This window comes from Desulfotignum phosphitoxidans DSM 13687 (genome assembly GCF_000350545.1).
Classification (GTDB): Bacteria; Desulfobacterota; Desulfobacteria; order Desulfobacterales; family Desulfobacteraceae; genus Desulfotignum; species Desulfotignum phosphitoxidans.
Window position 1 is genome coordinate 351,640 of record NZ_APJX01000003.1, and the last position, 18,803, is coordinate 370,442.

General features: G+C 53.6%; 18 protein-coding genes. 8 read left to right on the plus strand and 10 right to left on the minus strand.

What is annotated here, in order from left to right:
* Positions 1 to 3 precede the first annotated feature (3 nt).
* The 3 genes from DPO_RS09090 to DPO_RS09100 form a co-directional block, all read right to left on the minus strand.
* Positions 4 to 969, minus strand: a complete 966-nt coding sequence (locus DPO_RS09090) for a TRAP transporter substrate-binding protein (RefSeq protein ID WP_006965543.1) — start codon at positions 967 to 969, stop codon at positions 4 to 6.
* A gap of 447 nt (positions 970 to 1,416) precedes the next feature.
* On the minus strand, positions 1,417 to 4,572 hold the full coding sequence (locus tag DPO_RS23880) for a transporter substrate-binding domain-containing protein (RefSeq protein WP_006965544.1): 3,156 nt from the start codon (positions 4,570 to 4,572) through the stop codon (positions 1,417 to 1,419).
* Positions 4,573 to 4,729: 157 nt separating this feature from the next.
* Positions 4,730 to 5,029 (minus strand): AF1514 family protein, encoded by a 300-nt coding sequence (locus tag DPO_RS09100; protein ID WP_006965545.1) that lies wholly within the window; start codon positions 5,027 to 5,029, stop codon positions 4,730 to 4,732.
* A 123-nt stretch (positions 5,030 to 5,152) separates the two neighbouring features.
* Between DPO_RS09100 and DPO_RS09105 the strand changes: the two genes are divergently transcribed.
* The gene (locus DPO_RS09105) at positions 5,153 to 5,386 is read left to right on the plus strand and encodes an SDR family NAD(P)-dependent oxidoreductase (RefSeq protein ID WP_006965546.1); all 234 of its coding nucleotides are present in this window, start codon (positions 5,153 to 5,155) and stop codon (positions 5,384 to 5,386) included.
* Between the two features lie 103 nt (positions 5,387 to 5,489).
* On the opposite strand, the gene DPO_RS09110 is transcribed toward DPO_RS09105, so the two are convergent.
* Entirely contained in the window at positions 5,490 to 5,804 is a 315-nt protein-coding gene (locus DPO_RS09110) for a DUF4242 domain-containing protein (RefSeq protein WP_006965547.1), read from the minus strand.
* A 275-nt stretch (positions 5,805 to 6,079) separates the two neighbouring features.
* Between DPO_RS09110 and DPO_RS09115 the strand changes: the two genes are divergently transcribed.
* The 3 genes from DPO_RS09115 to DPO_RS09125 are packed head-to-tail and all read left to right on the plus strand — an operon-like array spanning position 6,080 to position 11,989.
* Positions 6,080 to 7,495 (plus strand): sigma-54 interaction domain-containing protein, encoded by a 1,416-nt coding sequence (locus DPO_RS09115; RefSeq protein ID WP_006965548.1) that lies wholly within the window; start codon positions 6,080 to 6,082, stop codon positions 7,493 to 7,495.
* 22 nt (positions 7,496 to 7,517) lie between these two features.
* Complete coding sequence (locus DPO_RS09120; protein ID WP_006965549.1) at positions 7,518 to 8,813, plus strand: efflux RND transporter periplasmic adaptor subunit; 1,296 nt, start codon at positions 7,518 to 7,520, stop codon at positions 8,811 to 8,813.
* A complete protein-coding gene (locus DPO_RS09125; protein ID WP_006965550.1) occupies positions 8,810 to 11,989 on the plus strand; it encodes an efflux RND transporter permease subunit in 3,180 nt (1,059 codons plus the stop codon). The genes DPO_RS09120 and DPO_RS09125 overlap by 4 nt, the downstream gene beginning before the upstream one ends.
* A gap of 174 nt (positions 11,990 to 12,163) precedes the next feature.
* On the opposite strand, the gene DPO_RS09130 is transcribed toward DPO_RS09125, so the two are convergent.
* Positions 12,164 to 12,388, minus strand: a complete 225-nt coding sequence (locus DPO_RS09130; protein WP_006965552.1) for an addiction module protein — start codon at positions 12,386 to 12,388, stop codon at positions 12,164 to 12,166.
* A gap of 31 nt (positions 12,389 to 12,419) precedes the next feature.
* Positions 12,420 to 12,809, minus strand: coding sequence for a hypothetical protein (locus DPO_RS25530; RefSeq protein WP_160166907.1), 390 nt, complete (start codon positions 12,807 to 12,809; stop codon positions 12,420 to 12,422).
* Between DPO_RS25530 and DPO_RS26730 the strand changes: the two genes are divergently transcribed.
* Both DPO_RS26730 and DPO_RS09140 read left to right on the plus strand, forming a co-directional pair.
* Positions 12,808 to 13,038 carry a GSU2403 family nucleotidyltransferase fold protein gene (locus tag DPO_RS26730; RefSeq protein ID WP_006965554.1) on the plus strand — a complete coding sequence of 77 codons (231 nt, stop codon included), beginning with the start codon at positions 12,808 to 12,810 and terminating at the stop codon, positions 13,036 to 13,038. The genes DPO_RS25530 and DPO_RS26730 overlap by 2 nt on opposite strands.
* 30 nt (positions 13,039 to 13,068) lie before the next feature.
* Positions 13,069 to 13,260, plus strand: coding sequence for a YgaP family membrane protein (locus tag DPO_RS09140; protein WP_006965555.1), 192 nt, complete (start codon positions 13,069 to 13,071; stop codon positions 13,258 to 13,260).
* 98 nt (positions 13,261 to 13,358) lie between these two features.
* Here DPO_RS09140 and DPO_RS09145 read toward each other — a convergent pair whose 3' ends face one another.
* Together DPO_RS09145 and cas1 are read right to left on the minus strand one after the other, a co-directional pair.
* Complete coding sequence (locus DPO_RS09145) at positions 13,359 to 13,631, minus strand: DUF2442 domain-containing protein (RefSeq protein ID WP_006965556.1); 273 nt, start codon at positions 13,629 to 13,631, stop codon at positions 13,359 to 13,361.
* Positions 13,632 to 13,807: 176 nt separating this feature from the next.
* Positions 13,808 to 14,821 carry a CRISPR-associated endonuclease Cas1 gene (gene cas1 / locus DPO_RS09150; protein ID WP_006965557.1) on the minus strand — a complete coding sequence of 338 codons (1,014 nt, stop codon included), beginning with the start codon at positions 14,819 to 14,821 and terminating at the stop codon, positions 13,808 to 13,810.
* 217 nt (positions 14,822 to 15,038) lie between these two features.
* Here cas1 and DPO_RS09155 point away from each other — a divergent pair, with 217 nt between their 5' ends.
* Together DPO_RS09155 and DPO_RS09160 are read left to right on the plus strand one after the other, a co-directional pair.
* The gene (locus DPO_RS09155) at positions 15,039 to 15,281 is read left to right on the plus strand and encodes a type II toxin-antitoxin system Phd/YefM family antitoxin (RefSeq protein ID WP_006965558.1); all 243 of its coding nucleotides are present in this window, start codon (positions 15,039 to 15,041) and stop codon (positions 15,279 to 15,281) included.
* A complete protein-coding gene (locus DPO_RS09160) occupies positions 15,278 to 15,673 on the plus strand; it encodes a type II toxin-antitoxin system VapC family toxin (protein ID WP_006965559.1) in 396 nt (131 codons plus the stop codon). The genes DPO_RS09155 and DPO_RS09160 overlap by 4 nt, the downstream gene beginning before the upstream one ends.
* A gap of 26 nt (positions 15,674 to 15,699) precedes the next feature.
* Here the strand turns inward: DPO_RS09160 and DPO_RS09165 are convergent, their stop codons facing one another.
* Together DPO_RS09165 and DPO_RS09170 are read right to left on the minus strand one after the other, a co-directional pair.
* Entirely contained in the window at positions 15,700 to 17,370 is a 1,671-nt protein-coding gene (locus tag DPO_RS09165; protein WP_006965560.1) for a CRISPR-associated primase-polymerase type A1, read from the minus strand.
* A 6-nt stretch (positions 17,371 to 17,376) separates the two neighbouring features.
* Positions 17,377 to 18,762: a tetratricopeptide repeat protein gene (locus DPO_RS09170; protein WP_006965561.1), complete on the minus strand. Its 1,386-nt coding sequence runs from the start codon at positions 18,760 to 18,762 to the stop codon at positions 17,377 to 17,379.
* Positions 18,763 to 18,803: the final 41 nt, after the last annotated feature.

An 18,803-nucleotide genomic window follows, 5' to 3' on the forward strand; every position in this document is an offset into this window, starting at 1 on the left:
GGGTTATTTGTTTAGTTTTTCGAGCAGGCCTTCAGACCACAGACCGCTTTTTTCAAGTTCTTTGTGAACCATGCCGGCTTTCTGTGTCCATTTGTCCCGGTCGGCAACCGCAAAAGTGACCCCGGCCGTTTCCATCTGCTGCTGGGCTTCTGCTTCCAGACTCTGTCCATAATCCACAAACCATTCAGCGCATTCTTCGCTTGCCTGGCTCAATACTGCCTGGTCTTCGGGCGACAGCGTCTGCCATTTGATATCGGAAATCCAGGTGACGTCATAGAGCTGCATGAAATCCAGTTTGGTGCAGAAATCCAGCTGTTCGTAGAATTTTTCATCCCTTACCTGGACGATATTGTGAACCATGCCGTCCACGACTTTCTGGGACAAAGACAGATACACATCCCCCCAGGCCAGGGGAACTGCGGTAGCGCCCAGACCATTCCAGGTATCCACCAGAGCTTTTGCCTGCCAAACTCGCAGCTTGACGCCGTTCAGTTCTTCAGGGATCATGATTTGTCTTTTCTGGGTCCACAAATGAAAGGCCGGCCGGAATGCAAAGCCAGGCAATGTGCGGATACCGGTTTTTTTGCGCACCCTTTCTCTGACCTCTTTGATATATTCGCTGGATTTGAGTTCCTCTCTGGAAAACATGAAAGGCGTACCAAAAATTGCGTAATCCTTGTCAAAGGTATCCATGAACGATTCCGCTTCCTGAACGATATCAATGGTACCCATGCTCATTCCCTGGAGCAGCTCCTTGATGTTGCCCAGCTGCTGGGCCGGATAGATATCTACGGTGATTTTGCCACTGCTTTTTTCTTTTACCAGTTCCGCGAATTTCTGGGCTTTCATGTCAAGCATGCCACCGGGGGCCGTGATATGGGCCAGTTTCAGTACGACATCCTTGGCAAAGGCATTATTTGCAAACACCCCCATAACACAGATTAAAACGATTGCTAATACTTTTTTCATACTTAGTCTCCCTTCACAGAGTGTTAATAAATACTAAAAAGCGTTTATCTGGAATAATTTTATTTGTCAATATATTTTTATGAAAATGTCGGTTAAAAGTTTAATTTTTTTATATCTAATTGAAATTAAAATATAATTAAAAATTAGTAACCATATGTCGTGAATTTAACTGTTTAAATGAGATGAACAACGAATTGGAAGAAAGGGTTCGGTTCTTTTCAAATCCGGAACCAACTCATCAGCAGAATCTGCATGTCCGTGACATTGGCGCTGGAAATGCGCACCTGTTTTTTTATCCAGGCATCAGTGCCACTGACCGGACACCTGCTTCAAATATGGCGGTTGCTGATTTTTTGAGTATCATTGGATCAGACCATCATCTAAAATCGGTTGAAAATAATACAGGGCAGTTTTTTCCCAGGGACGGTTTCCCCGGGGAAAAACGATTCACCTCTTCAACGCCTTTTTCACCTTCACTGCGAGATCTTTGTTGGAAAAAGGCTTTTGAATGAAATGAACATCTGCATCCAGAACGCCGTGATGGGCGATGACATTGGCCGTATATCCGGACATGAAGAGCACTTTCAGTTTCGGGTATTCCGCCTGGAGTTTTTCAGCCAGGTCCCGGCCGTTCATCTCCGGCATGACCACGTCGGTGATCAGCAGATGAATTTCACCGTCATGTTCGTTTGTCAAAGCGACGGCCTCACCAGGGGTTTCCGCGGTTAGGATGTTGTAATCCAACTGTTCGAGGATTCTTTTAGTCAGCGTCAAAATGGAGGTTTCATCTTCAACAATCAGCACGGTTTCACCCGATCCGGCCGGAGTTTCTTCGGCTGAATCCGCTTCAATCCGTCGGACGACATCGTCATGACGTGAGAAATAAAGCCGGAAGGTGGTCCCTTTTTCAGGTTCGCTGTAAACATTGATAAACCCTTTGTTTTGCTTGACAATGCCGTAGATCACCGACAGCCCGAGCCCCGTGCCTTTGCCGATGGGTTTGGTCGTGTAAAAGGGTTCGAAAATATTGTCCAGCGTTTTCCTGTCCATGCCGCGCCCGTCATCGCTGACAGCCAAAAGGACATATTCACCCGGAATAAATCCGGCATGGTCAGCACAATACGCGTCATCAAACCGGACGTTATCGGTTTCAATGGTGATTTTCCCCACATCCGCGATGGCATCCCGCGCGTTGACACACAGGTTGACAAGGATCTGGTTCAGCTGTGAGGGATCTATTTTTACCGGCCACACCCCGGGTTTGGGTTTCCAGGGAAGGTCGATGTCTTCGCCGATGAGACGGCGGATCATCTTGAGCATGCTCTCCAGGGTGTTATTCAGGTCCAGCACTTTCGGATCGATGGTCTGTTTCCGGGCGAATGCCAGAAGCTGCCGGGTGATATCCGTGGATCGTTCCGCCGCCGTGACGATCTCTTTCAGATCAGCACGCAGAGAGTCTTCAGGATCTGTTTTATCAATCGCCAGTTGCGCATACCCCATGATCACACCCAGCATATTGTTGAAATCATGGGCCACACCGCCTGCCAGACGGCCCACGGATTCCATCTTCTGTGCCTGGAGCAGCTGGGACTGAAGTTTGTCGTGGTCCGCCTCGACTTTTTTGCGTTCAGTGATATCAACGATCGTTGTCATTAAATAAAGGGGGGTTCCTTTGTCGTCACGCCAGATAGCGACACTGACATCCGCCCAGAGGAGGGTGCCGTTTTTGTGAACATAGCGTTTTTCAAAACGATCCGCCCGTTTCTCTCCGGTCAGCAGCCGGCTGATTCTCATTTCAATTTTTTCGATATCTTCCGCCGGTGTGAGAACCTGCCATTTTTTGCCTTCCAGCTCCTCGGGCGCATACCCCAGAAAATCGGCATAGGCTTTGTTGGCATTGACTTCCCCCGTGGGCAGTGTGATCGATTTTCCGACATTTGCCGCTTCGAAAACGTATTTGAACCGGTCCAGGCTTTCCTGCAGGGCGTTGGTTTTTTCAGCGACCTGGCGGCGCAACAACCACGACCATGTGACAGCGAGCAGGATGATAACCAGAAGCGGAATGATGACGATGGCCGAGTACCGGAGCGCATCGGTCAATGAGGTGGGCGTGTCCTGGTAAACGCGGAGCCACTTGTCATGGATTCGCCGGTATTCACCCGTGTTGTCCAGGGCCTTCAATCCTTCGCTGAACTGGGCCAGCAACGCTTTTTGGCCCTTGGCGGAGGCATAGCAATACTCGGCGGCAAAAATGGTTTGTTTTCCAATGACCACATCTGACCAGCCGTGTTTTTTTGTCAGGTAAATGGCCGTAATCAAAGACACCAGCGCACAGTCGTGTCTGCCCTCCCTTAATTCGCGCAGGGCTGTTTCCTGATCCGCCACGGCAACCACCTGGGTGTCCAGGTCGTTTGTGATGACAAAATCATGCAGGATGTCACCTTGTTCCACAACGATGCGTTTTCCGGAAAGATCCTTGACAGATTCCGGTGCCGGTCCCTCGCCGTTTCTCACAACCGCCACATAGTGACTGACGGCATGGGGCTGTGAAAAATCAAATTTCAGATCCCGGTCCGGTGAATAAAACATGCCCTGCATGATATCGATTCTGCCGTTTTCTAAGGCCTCTATCCTTTCTGTCCACCGGCCGAGCCGGATGTCGATATTCAGACCCATTTCACTGGCAATGGCTCTGGTCAGATCCACATTGTATCCCGCGGGCTGACCGTTTTCATCCAGGAATTCATAGGGCGGAAAATTCCGGTCCCCGCCGACAACGATGGGTCGATCCGAGGGCAGCTGCATGGCGGCAAACCATTTGGAATGCAGATGGCGATACGTGCCGTCCGCCATGACGATGGCCAGCCCTTCATTGAGCAGGGCCAGGGTGTCACGGTCGCCGTCATGGACGGCGAAACAAAAGTCCTGCTCGAAACCCTCAATCGGCCGCTCTATGACATGCAGGTCCGTGAGTCCGGCTTTCTGTATCAGGCGCAGGGCCACCAGTCGCTGGGCCACCACGGCATCATATCTGCCGTCTGACAGTTCCTGCAGGGTGATGTCAAACGTGGGTCGGGTATGGATCTCAATTCCCCGATCTTCCCGCCTTAAAAATTCCTCGGCGTTATCGCCCGTCATCACCGCCACCTTGCGCCCGCGTAAATCAGCCAGGTCCCTGATGCCGGTTTCATTGCCACGCACCACAATGGCCCCGTGCAAAGACATGTAAGGCACTGTGAAATCAAACAATGCTTCCCGCTCGGGCGTGCGGCCGACCAGGGGAAGTGCATCGATTTCAGCGCGTTCCAGCCAGGTGCGGACGTCTGTCCACGGTCCTGTGCGAAAGGTGACATCTCGGCCCATGACGGCCAGTGCCGCCCGCATCAATTCTACGGAGAAACCATTGGCCGTGCCATGTTCGTCAACAAAACTGAAAGGGGGATAGTCGACTTCCGCGCCTGAGCGGATGGTTTGCCTGGCGGCGGTATCGGCTTCACCGGCAAAAACAGGGTGAGCATATGGGGTAAAGCAACCCACCCCAATAAGGGCGGCTGCAATCCACAAAATACAATAGACTGTTTTTATGGGATTTTTTTCTGTCATGACGTTCTTTCCGGCTATGGATCCCCCTGGTTGACAAGCAATGTGAAAGTTGCCAGCGCAATCTATCAGACAGGGTACCGTTGGTGATAGGTAATGTCAATTGATTTGTCAGATGTCATCAAAAAAGGATGGACCTGCTGGAGGATGCCGGTTGCTGTTACATCTTTAAAATCATGAACACATACTCCCCGTCATTGAAATCAATGGTCAGGTTGGCGCCTCTGCCTTCAGCGTACCGGATCCAGAAGGGACGGTCCGATACCCCGCATTCATAGTCGGGATAGGATTCCCCCGTTTTGCTGTTTTTCCATGACAGGATCATGGGGGCATCACATTTTTCAAAAGCCATGTCTTTGGCCATCTGCTTGGCGGATGAAAAATTGAAGGTATCTTCTGGGATGGACAAATGGATGGTTTCCGGGGTCTGGTTATCCGGATTGATATGAATCTGAGCCATGTCAGGCCTCCTTTAAGGCTGGGTTTCCGGGACGGGGCATAATGGCCGCCATTGCCCGTTTAAGTAAAATGTAATACAACATGAGCGAATTGCCATGAAATATTTTCAAACAGGAGCAACAGAATGATCGATTTTCAAGGACAGACCGCTCTGGTGACCGGTGCCGGAGCCGGCATCGGCCGGGCCTATGCCCTGGAACTGGCCCGGCGGGGGGCAAATGTGGTGGTCAATGATATCGGCCGGACCCGTGACGGGCTGTTTTGTGCGGATGTTGTGGTAGATGACATCGACCAGGTCCGGGAATTTGATACCTGCGGGGAGATTTACAGTCTGGGCCGGCCCCTGACCGGGCGGTGAATCCGGCGGCATTTCCGTGGAATTTTGCCAAACGCCGGTGGAAACGCCGGCAGAAAAAAGCGGGGGTGCCGGATCATCCAGCCGGCACCCCAGGTGGTGGTTTTCAGTTGCCCAGTGTATCGGCGGCCACGTCTTTTTCCAGGTGTTCGTTCCATTTTTCGCCCCAGAGATCCGGGACGGTTTCTTCCACCGGCACAATGGACTCCCAGCTGATGCCGATTTCCGTGAAGATGTCTTTCAGGTCCTCTTCGGAAGGGGCCAGCCAGAGGCAGTAGCGAACCCCTTTTTCGTCATTGTAATAGGTTCGGACCCAGGTGGCGCTTTCCACGGCCGCCAGTTTCCGCCAGTTTGCCTGAACTTCTTCGCAGTTGATGCCCGGGTTGTTGTGAACCATCATGTACTTGTTTAATTTACTCATGGCTGCTCTCCTGTGTTTTGGGTTTTTGCCTGATGTCGTTCATCGACAGTGACACTATTAACTACAACAAGCATGCCACAAAGAAATGAAATGCGGATAAATTTATCATAACTATTTGAAATAAAATAAAAAATTATTTTATTTCGTTACATGCGCTGCTGGGAATTGTTAAAAATTGACATCTGAACAACCGTTACTTATAATGGGTCACCCGTCAAGTGGCGCCGATGGTGGCGCTACTTGACACCCATAATCAGAAACCGGATGATCCGCCCATGAAACATATCCACCAGGAAATTCAGAAAAACGAACTGGTCAAACTGCTGCTGGAAGCCATCGGAGACGGCGTTTTCGTGCTGGACCCCCATGGCCGGATCGTGGCCTGGAACCCGGCCATGGAAGCCATCACCGGGTATGCATTCCAAGAGATCAAAGGAAAGCATTGCCGCATTCTGAAATTCAACCAATGCTTTGGCCGGGACCGTCCCTCGGGCATCACAGACTGCGGGATTCTGAAAACCGGCAGGGTGGTGCCCGCAGAATGCCTGATCACCCACAAGCTCGGACATACCCTTTCCATCACCAAAAACGCCCGGGTCATTAAAGACACCCGGGGGGAAATCATCGGGATTGTTGAAACGGTCACGGATCTGACCGAGCTGAAAAAAACCCGGCTGAAGATGGAGGAAGCCACCCGCCGCTTAGGCGAACTCAACCGGCTGGGAGGGATCATTGCCAAAAGCCGGGTCATGCAGAACGTATTTTCCTTTATCAAAGCCTCGGCCGCCAGCGACACCTCCATTCTGATCCAGGGGGAAAGCGGTACAGGCAAAGAACTGGTGGCCGGCGCCATCCACTCCATCGGGGAAAGGCGGGACCAGCCCATGGTCACGGTCAACTGCAGTGCCCTGTCTGAATCCCTTCTGGAAAGCGAACTGTTCGGCCATGTCAAAGGGGCATTTACCGGGGCCGGCCAGGACCGGATCGGCCGGTTTGAGCAGGCGGATGGCGGCACCATATTTCTGGATGAAATCGGGGAGATCTCCCCGTACATCCAGGTGAAACTGCTCCGGGTGCTCCAGGAAAAAGAGATCGAACGGGTGGGCGACTCCCGGAAACGCAAAGTGGATATCCGGGTGATCACCGCCACCAACAAAGACCTGAAATCCCTGGTGGATGCAGGAACCTTCCGGGAAGATCTCTATTACCGGCTCAAGGTATTTCCCATTTTCCTGCCGCCCCTGCGGGAACGCAAAGAAGACATTCCCCTGCTGATCCGCCATTTCATCGATCTGAACAACAAGGCCTCGGGCAAAGCCGTCACAAGCATGACAAAACAGGCCATGCAGGCGGTCATGGATTACCACTGGCCGGGCAATATCCGTGAACTGGCCAATGCCGTTGAACATGCGTTTGTTCTTTGTGACGGCCGGGAAATCGTTATCGAAGACCTGCCCCTGGAAATCAGACACGGAAATGCCGGGTCCATGGATGTGACGGCCCCACTGCCGTCAGCCCCTCCGGCCGTGTCCGTGCACAGACCCGGACACCGATTGACCCGGGAACGCCTGGTGGCCATCCTTCAGGCCGCCGGATGGAACAAGGCAGAAGCGGCCAGGCAGACCGGATTGAGCCGGGCATCCATCTGGAAATACATGAAAAAATGGAACATCCCCATGCAGCCGGAATAGGCGGATAAGGAGAAAACAGGTCATGGTATCTATTGTCATCCGGTTCGTCCGGGTTGTTATCGTTCTGGCAGCAGCATCCGCGCTGGGCTTCTGGCTGTACAGCCTCAGGGAAACGCCTGACAGACAGCCCGTCGAACCGCTCCCTCCCGGGGTTCGCGTGATCGAAATGCACCCGGAAACCCGGCAGATGGTGGTGGCGGCGTTCGGCACCGTGGCCCCCCGGAACAGCGTCAAAGTGGCGGCTGAAGTGGCCGGCCGGATTGAAAGGATGGACCCGGCATTCCGGGAAGGCAAAAAGATTGAAAAAGACCAGGTCATCATTGAAATCGACCGGCGCGCAGCCATCCTGGACCGGGCTGCGGCAAAAGCCCGGGTGGTCCAGGCAGAGGCGGAGATCGACTATCTGGCCCGGGACATTGAAAATCTGTCTTCAGATCTTAGCCTGGCCGAGTCCAATATGGACCTGGCGGCCAAAGAGGTGGAGCGGCTCAAGGCGTTGAATCAGCGGGAATTTGCCTCAAAAACCAGTCTGGACAAGGCGCAGCAGCAGTACCTGGCGGCCAAAATCCAGGTCCAGACCACCCGCAACCGCATGGCCCTGGCCGGCCCCCTCATGGCCCAGAAACAGGCGGCCCTGGCCCTGGCCCGAAACGATGTGGAAAAGGTGGACCTGGTCCTTGAAAAATCCAGGATTCTGGCCCCTTTTGCCGGGTTTGTGCAGTCGCGTCTGGTGGAGCAGGGGGATTATGTGAATCCCGGCCAGATCCTGGGCCGTGTATACAGGGCCGGGGCCCTGGATGTGGATGTCCGGATCCCTCTGGCGGAACTCCGATGGATCCAGCCGCTGTTTGACAGGGGCCAGCTGCCGGAAGCGCAGGTCCGTATGGCCAATGCCGCATCAGAGGAAACCCGGAGCTGGCCGGCCCGGGTGGCCCGGATCAAGGCGGAAATCGACGATCAAACCCGGACCCTTCCCATAACCCTGGAGATTCTGCCCGATCCAGGGCCGGACAACGGCAACCCATTGGATACCCTGAAACCCGGTGCTTTTGTGCAGTGCCGGATACAAGGGAAACGTTTTGATGACATTCATGTTCTGCCCAGGCACCTGGTGCACACGGGCAACCGGGTGTATGTGGTCAAAGACGGGCGGCTGGAGATCCGCCAGGTCTCTGTGCTGCGCAAATTCAATGACCAGGTGTTTGTCGAATCCGGACTCGCGCCCGGGGATCATGTGGTTTCGTCGCCGCTGCCCGGGGCCTATAACGGCATGGCGGTCACGGTCAAACCGGCGGATCATCAGGAAGACACCCCATGAAAGCCCTGGGCAGATGGTCCGTGGAGCACCGGGTCAGTGTCAACCTGATCATGGTGTTTCTGATCGTTGCAGGACTTTATACGGCCATGACCATGAAACGCGAGATGTTTCCGCAGTTTTCAATGGACATGATCCATATTTCCGTCCCCTATCCCGGGGCTTCCCCGGAAGAGGTGGAAGAGGGCATCTGCATCCGGATCGAAGAGCAGCTCAAGAGCTTGGAAGATGTCAAAACCATGTATTCCAGTGCCATTGAAGGCAATGGGTCCGTGATCATCGAACTTGTGGGCGGCACGGACATCAATGAAAAGCTGGACGAGGTCAGAACGGAAATCGATCTGATCGACACGTTTCCGGAAGAGGCGGAAGACCCGGTGATCACGGAGATCAAGAACAATCAACCGGCCATCTATGTGGCGGTTTACGGGGATGTGGACGAGCGGGTGCTGCGGAATACGGCGGAACAGATCCGGGATGATCTGGTGGAGACCGACGTCATCTCCCTGGCCTCCCTGGTGGGGGTCCGAGAGTTTGAAATTTCTGTGGAAATATCAGAGGAAAGCCTGCGGGCCTACCACCTGTCCTTTGACCAGGTGGCGGCCGCGGTTCGGACCGGAAGCCTTGAGCTGCCCGGCGGAAAAATTAAGACCCCGGGCGGGGAATTCCTGGTCCGGGCCAAGGGGAAAAAATATGTCGGGGAAGAGTACGCGCAGATTCCTGTTTTAACCCGGCCGGACGGCACCACCATCCGGCTGGGGGATGTGGCCCAGGTGAAAGACGGGTTTGAAGACACGGATGTCAAGCCCCGGTTCAACGGGCAGCCCGCCGCACTGGTGCTGGTCGAAAGGACGGACAGCCAGGACACCATCGCCATCTCACAACAGGTGCTCTCCTATCTTGAGGAACGCCGCGGTTCTCTGCCCGAAGGCGTGAAACTGGGCCACTGGTACAACATGGCCGACATGGTCCAGGACCGGATCGATCTGCTGCTGAAAAACGGCATCCAGGGTATTGTTCTGGTGTTTGTCGTGCTGGCGCTGTTTCTGGACCTGGGGCTGGCGTTCTGGGTGGCATCGGGCATCCCCATCACCTTTATGGGGGCGTTTCTGGTGCTCGAGTACCTGGGGGCCTCCGTGAACATGCTCTCTTTGTTCGGGTTTATCATGACCTTAGGCATCCTGGTGGACGATGCCATCATTGTGGGGGAGAACGTCTATACCCATTATTCCGAAGGCAAACCTCCCAAAGAGGCGGTCCTGGCCGCCATGGATCAGGTCGGGGGACCCGTGGTCATGGCGGTCACCACCACCATCGTGGCGTTTGCCCCGCTTTTGTTCATCGAGGGGATCATGGGCAAATTCATTTCCGTGATGCCAAAGGTTGTGATCTGTATTCTGGCTCTTTCCCTGGTTGAGGCGTTCCTGATTCTGCCGGCCCACCTGGCCGGGACCCTGACACCCCGGCGCCCGTTCCGGCCCCGGTGGTACGGGCTGCTGTTTTTCTGGTTTGAGTGGGTCAGAAAAGACCTGTCAGACGGGCATGCCTGGCTTCGGCTGCGGGTGGAAAAAGCGCTGAACCGGGTGATTCAGCGCCTTTATCTGCCGGTATTGCGGTACTGCGTTGAAAACCGGTATTTCACGGTGGCCCTGGGTGTGGGATGCCTCATTGTCAGTTTGGGGCTGATCGCCGGGGGCCATGTGCCGTATACCTTTTTTCCCAAGAACGATTCCAACTGGATGATTTGTGAAACCATTTATCCGCTGGGCACCCCTTTTGAAACCACGGAAAAGACGATCCAGCAGATTGAAAAAGGGGCCTTTGCCCTGAATGATCGTTTCAGGGACCGGGTCCAGGGCGGCCAGGACCTGGTTGTCAACACCTTTTCCATGGTGGGTGTGATTCCCCGGCGGGACTGGAAACCCGGTGTGTACGGCGGACATTGCGGTGAGGTCTGGATCGAGGTGCAGCCATCAGCCATGCGGCCGGAGATACCTGCACCTGAAATCACGGCCATGTGGCGGGAGTTGACCGGCGATATCCTGGGAACCGAACAGCTCACCTATACCATTATCGGCGGCGGCCCGGGCGGCAGTCCCATCGAGATCCGGATGAAGGGAGACGACCTCGAAATGCTTGCGGCAGCGGTCAAGGATCTCAAGGCGGAAATCGCCACCTATCCGGGGACCTTTGACATCACCGATGATTTCAGGCCCGGGAAGATGGAAAAGCAGATGGTCATCAAACCCGGCGCAGAAGCCTTAGGCGTGACCATGGCGGATATCGCCACCCAGATCCGGCAGGCCTATTACGGGGATGAAGTCCTCCAGATACAGCGGGGAAAAAATGACATCAAGGTCATGGTGCGGTATTCAGAGCCGGAACGCAGCACCGAGGCCAGTATCGACGCGTTGAGAATCCGGACCCGGGACAACCGGGAAATTCCGCTGAACCAGGTGGCCGGCATCACCACGGAGCGCGGCTACTCGACCATCCAGCGGGTGGACCGCCGCCGGGTCATCACCGTGACGTCCGACCTCGATGAAGAAAAGGCCAATGCCCGGAAAATCGTCCAGGACCTGAAAGGCGGTTATCTGGCTGAACTCGCCCGAAAATATCCCGGCGTTTCCTATGACCTGGAAGGCCAGGCCCAGCGGAGTCAGGAATCCATGGAAAGCCTGATAACAGGGTTTGCCGTGGCAGCCATGGTGATTTTTCTGCTGCTGGCCAGCCAGTTCAGATCCTATATCCAGCCCGTGATCATCATGTGTGCCATTCCCTTTGGCCTGGTCGGGGCCATTTCGGGGCACTTCATCATGGGCCTGGACATCACCATGATCTCCATTTTCGGGATTGTGGCCCTGTCCGGCATTGTGGTCAATGATTCATTGATCCTGATCGATTTCATCAATGCCAGAGTCCGGAGCGGCGAAGCCGTGTTCGATGCCGTGATCCAAGCCGGGCGCAACCGGTTCCGGCCGGTCCTGCTGACCTCGGTGACCACGGTGGCCGGCCTGGCCCCGCTCATGACGGAAACCAGTTTCCAGGCCCGGTTTCTCATCCCCATGGCCGTCAGCATCAATTTCGGCCTGGCCGCCGCCACGGTCCTCACCCTGGTGTTTGTCCCGGCCCTGTATGTGGTGGTCAAAGACATCACCATGCTGGGAACCGGTCAGTGAGGTATCTCCGGGCCCGGCATGAAAACACCGGCCAGGCTTCTGGATGGTGTCGGATCCGCTCGAATGTACGTTGTACCTCCCCGGCAAACTCAAATCCCAGGCCAGGGCGTTGTTCATTGTAGTAGTCAACGGCTTCAGCGAATTCGTTTTCCGCACATGAGAGGACGAGTATTCTCATCGCCGGTTGATCCTGGCCAGAACCTCCTCTGCCGGGGAGGCTGTGAGCAACCCTTTTTCGTATGCTTCGATCCTGGATTCAACCTCTTCTGTCCAGGCAGTATCTATATGATTGTCCTCTGAGACATCGAAACTCTGGAAAAGACGTCGAATCAACTCAGCCCTCTCAATGGGCGGCAGGGCCAGCGCATCATTGAGCACTCTCTCGATTATAGCTGTCATATAGTCCACCTCGCCGTTATTTTGATTTTATTTAAGTATAGCCGACAACACGCAGCTTCGCAACCCGGATTTGTGATGGCGAACACTGCATGCCAGGAGCAGCATGCCCCTCGCCGTTTCCTCGACGTGAACGTTCTGTACATCTGTTTTTCCATATAAAAAAGTTGTCACCACCGGTCTTTGGTGCAACGGATCCGGAAAAGGCGGTGTGATGGTATTGAATTTTTTCCGGCAGTTGTGTAAAACAGGGCTGAATAAAATATTGAAACTGCAAAGGAAAATCAGATGCCGGAATCCAATGAATTTCTTGAAGGAATTCAAGAAGACCTGAAACAGATTGTCCAGCCCTTTCAAAGGGACCTGAACCAGAAACAGAAAAAAGCGGATTTCTGAACAGTCCCAACCGGTTCAACGTCGCCATGACCTGGCCCTTTGCTTTATATAAATTCTGGGTCAGCCGGAGAGATGACAGGGAACCGGCAAAAAAAAACAGAGATGCTGCCCAGTCTCTGGCCGTCGCCGAATTGGTAATGGATCGGCTCCCACAATTGAAATTCAGCAAGGATCAGCTGAAGATGTTTCCGCCAGGCCTGGTCAGGGGTTTTAACGAGTCGCTTAAAAGGAATGATGACATTTCCATGCAGTTTTGATAGTCATCAAATGATACACAGGAGGAAGATATGACTGTTAAAAAATTAATGAGAATCATACCGGGGCTTATGGTTACCATCAGTGCATTACTTGGGCTGCTTCACTCACCTTGGTGGTTTGCTCTGACGCTTTTTGTCGGGTTGAATCTGACTCAGTCCGGATTTACGGACTTCTGTCCATTGGAAAAGATACTCAGAAAACTCGGATTTTCGGAACAGTAACATATGAGAATTTTTTCTCTTTCCGCCTGCGGGACCGCCGAGTCAATTTTGCCTGTCCGGCATGGAAGACCTGATTTTTCAATACATATATGCATTCGTTATGCGACGGAAGTAGATTCTATTTTTGATTTGCCAGTCGCCATGAAATAGAGTGATTCAGGCGCAATATCAAAACCACATTCCCAGGCCAAAGTAGGCCAGGAGTCAAGGTAGAACTTCGAAAATGCTTTTGGGTCACGCAAGGATTCAGCAATTTTATATTTGAATATTGTTTCCTTCAAATCAACCTCTCCAGACTCACCCGTGTTAAATTTTAAAAACACCTTAAAATCTTTGACATATCGCGCTTCTAATAAATAGACGGAGTCCATGTCGATTCCCCTCATGTTTAAATTAACGGTTTTATTGAAGATTTGAAAATTATAGACCTCCCATGTCCTGATTTTTTATAACCTGCTGGATTTGTATCTTTTTCCCGCAGATTCAATGGCAGCCCATCAAATCTGCCAAAGGTCTGTTATTTTCATGATAGATTGTCAAAGAACGGTTACAACTTTACCGGACGATACGATATTTTTTTGCCCAGCAGAAAATCGGCAAATGTCCTCACCTGGGCCTGGATCGTATTCCTGTGCCCGGCCGGCCCCTGCATGATCTGCTCGTAGGCGGCCAGAAAGGTTTTGTATAGCCGGGGTTTCATCTCCACCGGGCGGTTGGATGCCATCTCCTTTTCATCGGTATAGACTTTCTGTCCGGGTTTACGGTAAACAAAATCCTCGGGCTTGATCATTTTCCGGTTCAGCAGCTGGAGCACGAACCGGTCTGCAACGGGAGCCCGGTATTCTTCCACCAGGTCACAGGCCAGAGACGGGCGGCCATAGCTGATCTCATGGAGCGCCCCAAGATAGGGATCAAGTCCACATGTTTTGATGGCAGATATCACCTCGTTTGTCAACAAGGTATACACAAATGAAAGCAGGGCATTGACCGGATCTTTGGGCGGACGGCGGTTCCGGCCGTTGAAGAAGAAAACGTCGTTGCGGATCAGCAGAGGAAACACACTGAAGTAAATCCGGGATCCGGCCCCTTCAATGCCCCGGACAATTGATTTTTCTCTGGCGGCTTTCAAAGATGACGTCAGGGATGTCAGGGCCGCAGCCCCGGCTTTCAACTTTGGCTCATTGTAATCCCGCCCCCGGCGCAGCAGAAAAGCGGCCATGTTTTCCAGTTTGCCCTGAACAATGATTTTCATGACGTTCAGGCTGTCATTCGGATCGGATAACCTTTCATACTGGGCCTTTCGCAAGGCTACATGCCTGTGCTCGTCGATCATGAGCCTGGCCCGGAACCGGCCGGTGGGGGTGAGAAACACGGTTTCCACCCGGTGTCTGATCAGATAATCCATTACCGGACCCGTGAGAGACACGTGTCCGGTAAGAATCAGTTTGGTCAGGTCTTTGGCCGGTACCGTGTCCAGCACCGTGCCCTGCTTCACGATTTTCAGGGTGTCTCCGCTTTTGGCCAGAAAACTGCCCTGTTCCACGACATACAGGTTTTCCATCACATTGTTTTCCTATGCCGGAAACCGCTCCATCTGCTGGATGGCGATTTTCCGGTGAATGATTCTTGCTGCGGATTCCAGTGTTGTCATAATCGTTTCCTTAGGGTTTCTGACAGGTATTACGGCACTGGATGAGGAAAATAAAAAAAGGAAAAATAACAAAACTTGACCACAAAACTTGACCATGTTAATGATTATGAAAACAGGAGGTGATGGCATGACTCAAACAATTTCGATCTCGGAATTCAAAGCAACCTGCCTTAAAATCATAGATCAGGTGAAAAACACGGGGATATCCGTTATCGTCACCAAAAGAGGGAAACCCTATGCATTGGTGACCCGGCCGCCGGCTACGGAAAACAATGGATCCTGGATAGGAAGCTTCAAAGATCAGATAAAAATCACCGGCGACATTCTGGAACCGGTTGTGGATGAAAAAGAATGGGATGTGTTGAAATGAATCTACTGCTGGACACACATATCCTTTTATGGAGTCTCACCGGCTCTGATAAACTGCCGGATGAAATGAAAAAGGCACTTGAAGATCCAGTCAGCACCCTTTGGCTGTCCCCCATTTCCACGTGGGAAATATTGATGCTTCATGAAAAAAACAGAATCCGGATCGATCATGCCGATCCGGTTGAATGGATCGAACGGGTGCTGGGCAGCATTCCTTTCAAAGAAGCGTCTTTGAATCATGAAGTAGCCATTCAAAGCAGACAGGTGAAATTACCGCATCAAGACCCTGCGGATCGATTTCTCGTTGCCACTGCACTGGTTTACGACCTGACATTTATGACAGTGGATCAGAAGATTCTTGATTCCGACCGGGTTGAGATTTGTTTCAAATGATCCGAAGCGCCATGATCAATATTTTCCTATGACAGAAACCGCTCCACCTGCTGGATGGCGATTTTCAGGTTTTCAACGGCCTGGGTCAGGTTCTGTACCTTGCCGGAAACCGGCGTTTTTTTTTCATCCATTTTCTGCCAGGCCTGGACCTGTATCAGCGGGTGGATATATCCGGTATGGTCCGGCCGGATGTCGCAGAAATCCACGGTAGCCGCCGTCAGGGAATGAATCCGTTTGCATCCCAAAGGCGTGCCGCGCAGCCGGCTGAGTTTGTAATCCACCATGTGCGAATTGTATTCCGGATCATGCTGGAACAGATAATGAAGAATTTTTTTCCCATCCGGCAAAAACCCCAGGGTCTGGAACAGGATTTTTTCTTCCCTGACCCGCAACCCCCGGCCTTCCCTGGCCAGAGCGATCAACTGCCCCAGGGGCGGGCACAGGCGCTGAAGTTCAAACAGCCCGGGATATTCCTTTGTCAGCGCTTCCAGGTTCGGATGGGTCACCAGTTTGGAAGTGGCAGCCGTTTTCGGACCGGAAGTGAACTTCCGGGAATCCGCTTTTTCAACTTTTTCCAGAAACGCCAGCTGCAACGGGATCTCTTTTTTAACGCATTCCGGAAAATAAGACCGTTTGCCGGACAGCCGGTGGATGCCCAGGGGCAGTTTCACCAGATTGCCGAATCCCTTGCCGCTCAACTGGTCCTGCTTGGGAAACACTTCCAGTTCAAAACAGGACAGGTCTTTTCTCAACGGGTCCACCAGTCCTGCCAAAGCCTTGCGCATCACAGAGGCCGCCACGGGCCGGTCTGTAAAATACCAGAAATGAAACCCCTTGCCCCCGCTGACCTCCACCAGCGGTGTCAGACCCAGTTCCCGGGACGATTCCCTGATCCGGGTGATCATGTATACCTGCTCTTTTTTGATCCGGGCCTGGTCTGCCTGCTTCCGGGGGGTGATGCGCAGCGGTTTCACCAGGTCCGCATCGATGATGCCGCATTGGACCGTGGCATCCTGGGCCATCAGATAGATGCCGTAGGTTTTCAATCCCTTGAGATGCTCTTCCAGATCGGCTTTGTCCATGGGCCGGCGCACGGGCACATAACCGGATTTCCCTTCATTTTTGTCCGCCCATTGCCGGGCGAACACATCATCACGGCCGGCAAACAGATCCATGAAACGGTCCAGTAAAGCCTGCCAGGCATGCATCCGGGCAAAGGGATCTTCAGCTGCGGCCAGATCCGGGTCCATCCGTCGAGGACTGTCAGCTGGCTCCGACTTTCCGGATATCCAGGCTGCGATCTCTTCCCTGGTCAGATACCGGCCGGCCAGGGCCGCAGCCGAAGACAGCCGCGTCCGGTAATCCAGGATATCCAGCAACCGGATATAGGGTTCCCAGATCCCGGCATTGTCCGGATCATTTTCTGTCAGGAACCCATAGATCTCCAGGGCCGTGTCCGGCAATCCCGCAATCTGGGCCAGAGAGGCCCATTCCAGGGCCTGGGGCACGGGGAGCTTCTGCCACACGACTTGTCTGGCAAGGACCTCCCGGACCCGGGCGTTTTCCGGATTTTCCAGCACGGCTTTTTCCAGGCGCCGCACCAGCAGGGTGTAATCTGTTCCCGGTGGGGCAGTGTTTTTGGAGCGTCCTTTTGTGGTGGTCTCGGAAAGCACCTGTGTTGTTGCAGATGGTTTCATGGCATCCTATCCCCGCACCATGGCGGCCAGCCGGTCCAGTTTGGGAAAGTTCGGACATGCCCGCTCCAGTTCCGCCACCAGGGTTTCAGCCTGTTGTTTCCGGCCGGCCTTGAACGCGCACAATGCCTGCCAGAAAAGGCCTTCATAAAAAAGATTGCCCCATTTTTCATTGAAGAAATCAACGGCCCGGCCGGCATGTCCAGCCCCGGATTCAAACTGCCCCCGGCTGTAGCAGATTTTGGCCAGGCGCACCAGGGCCACATGTTTCGACCGGCTGTCCCGGTCTGCGGTTTCCGTGAGCACCTGCAAGGCCCGGTCAAACCGTCCTGCCGCACACAGCACATCCGCCTCCGTCCACCGGAAATAGGGCCGCCGCATCCTGACCGGGACCTGCTCGATGGTGTATTTGGCCTGATCGATCAGGCCCTGTGCCAGGCAGGTGCGGGCCAGCAGTTCATGCACAAAATCCACGGGCTGGTTTTTCTCCCGGCTTTGCAGGGCGAACCGCAGGGCTTCCCCGGCCCGGCCGTATTCCTCCCGGCAGAACTGGATTTTGCCCAAAGCGAAATATTTGAAGCACACAGATACGTGATGGGAAGATTCATCCTGTTTCAGGCAGGTCTGAATCCGTTCCAGGGCCTTCAATGCCTCGCCGTTTGCCAGAAGCACACTGGCACTGCGGTACAGGGATTTGACATAGTTTTTCTTTTCCTGGTGCCGCCGGGTCTGGTCTTGTTCCGACAGGTTTTCCCAGTTGGCAATGGCCTGGTTCAGCAGGTGCAGGGCCGGTTTGGGTTTGTTCTGGATCTGAAGGTGCAGCATGGCATGTCGGTAACAATTGGTCACCCCGTCCGGCCGCAGTTTTCTGGCCCGGGTGAAGTTTTCGTGAGCCAGCTCGATCCGCCTCGCCCGGGGAGCCCCGGCCAGGAAAATTTCACGGTTTTTGGCGGCAAACAGGGACGAGTAGGCCGTATATGCCAGGGATGACCGGGTGTAGAAATTGTCCGGGTCATTGCGGATGCAGGCAGTAAGCAATGAAATGGCATCGTCGAACTGTTTCAGGTGTCCCATGGCGAACGCGATTTTTTCCTTGACCATGTCGGCCATGCCTGCCTCATCCAGCTCCGGCAGTTTTTCTTCCACGGGATGATACAGACTGACGATATCCTGCCACCGGCAGTTGCCGGACAACGATTCGATGTCCGCCAATACCCTGGCCCGGGCTTTTTTGATGTACTGGCCTTTTTTGACCCCGAACAGTTCGTCCTGGGTGAACAGATCGGTCCGGGATTCGGTTTCCGGCTCCCGGGAAGCTGTTTTCGCCGGGACCGCCGGAACGGAAGGGGTTTCGGGCCGATGAATGATTCTTGCTGCGGATTCCAGTGTTGCCATAATCGCCTCCTTTGGGTTTCTGACAGGTATTACGGCACTGA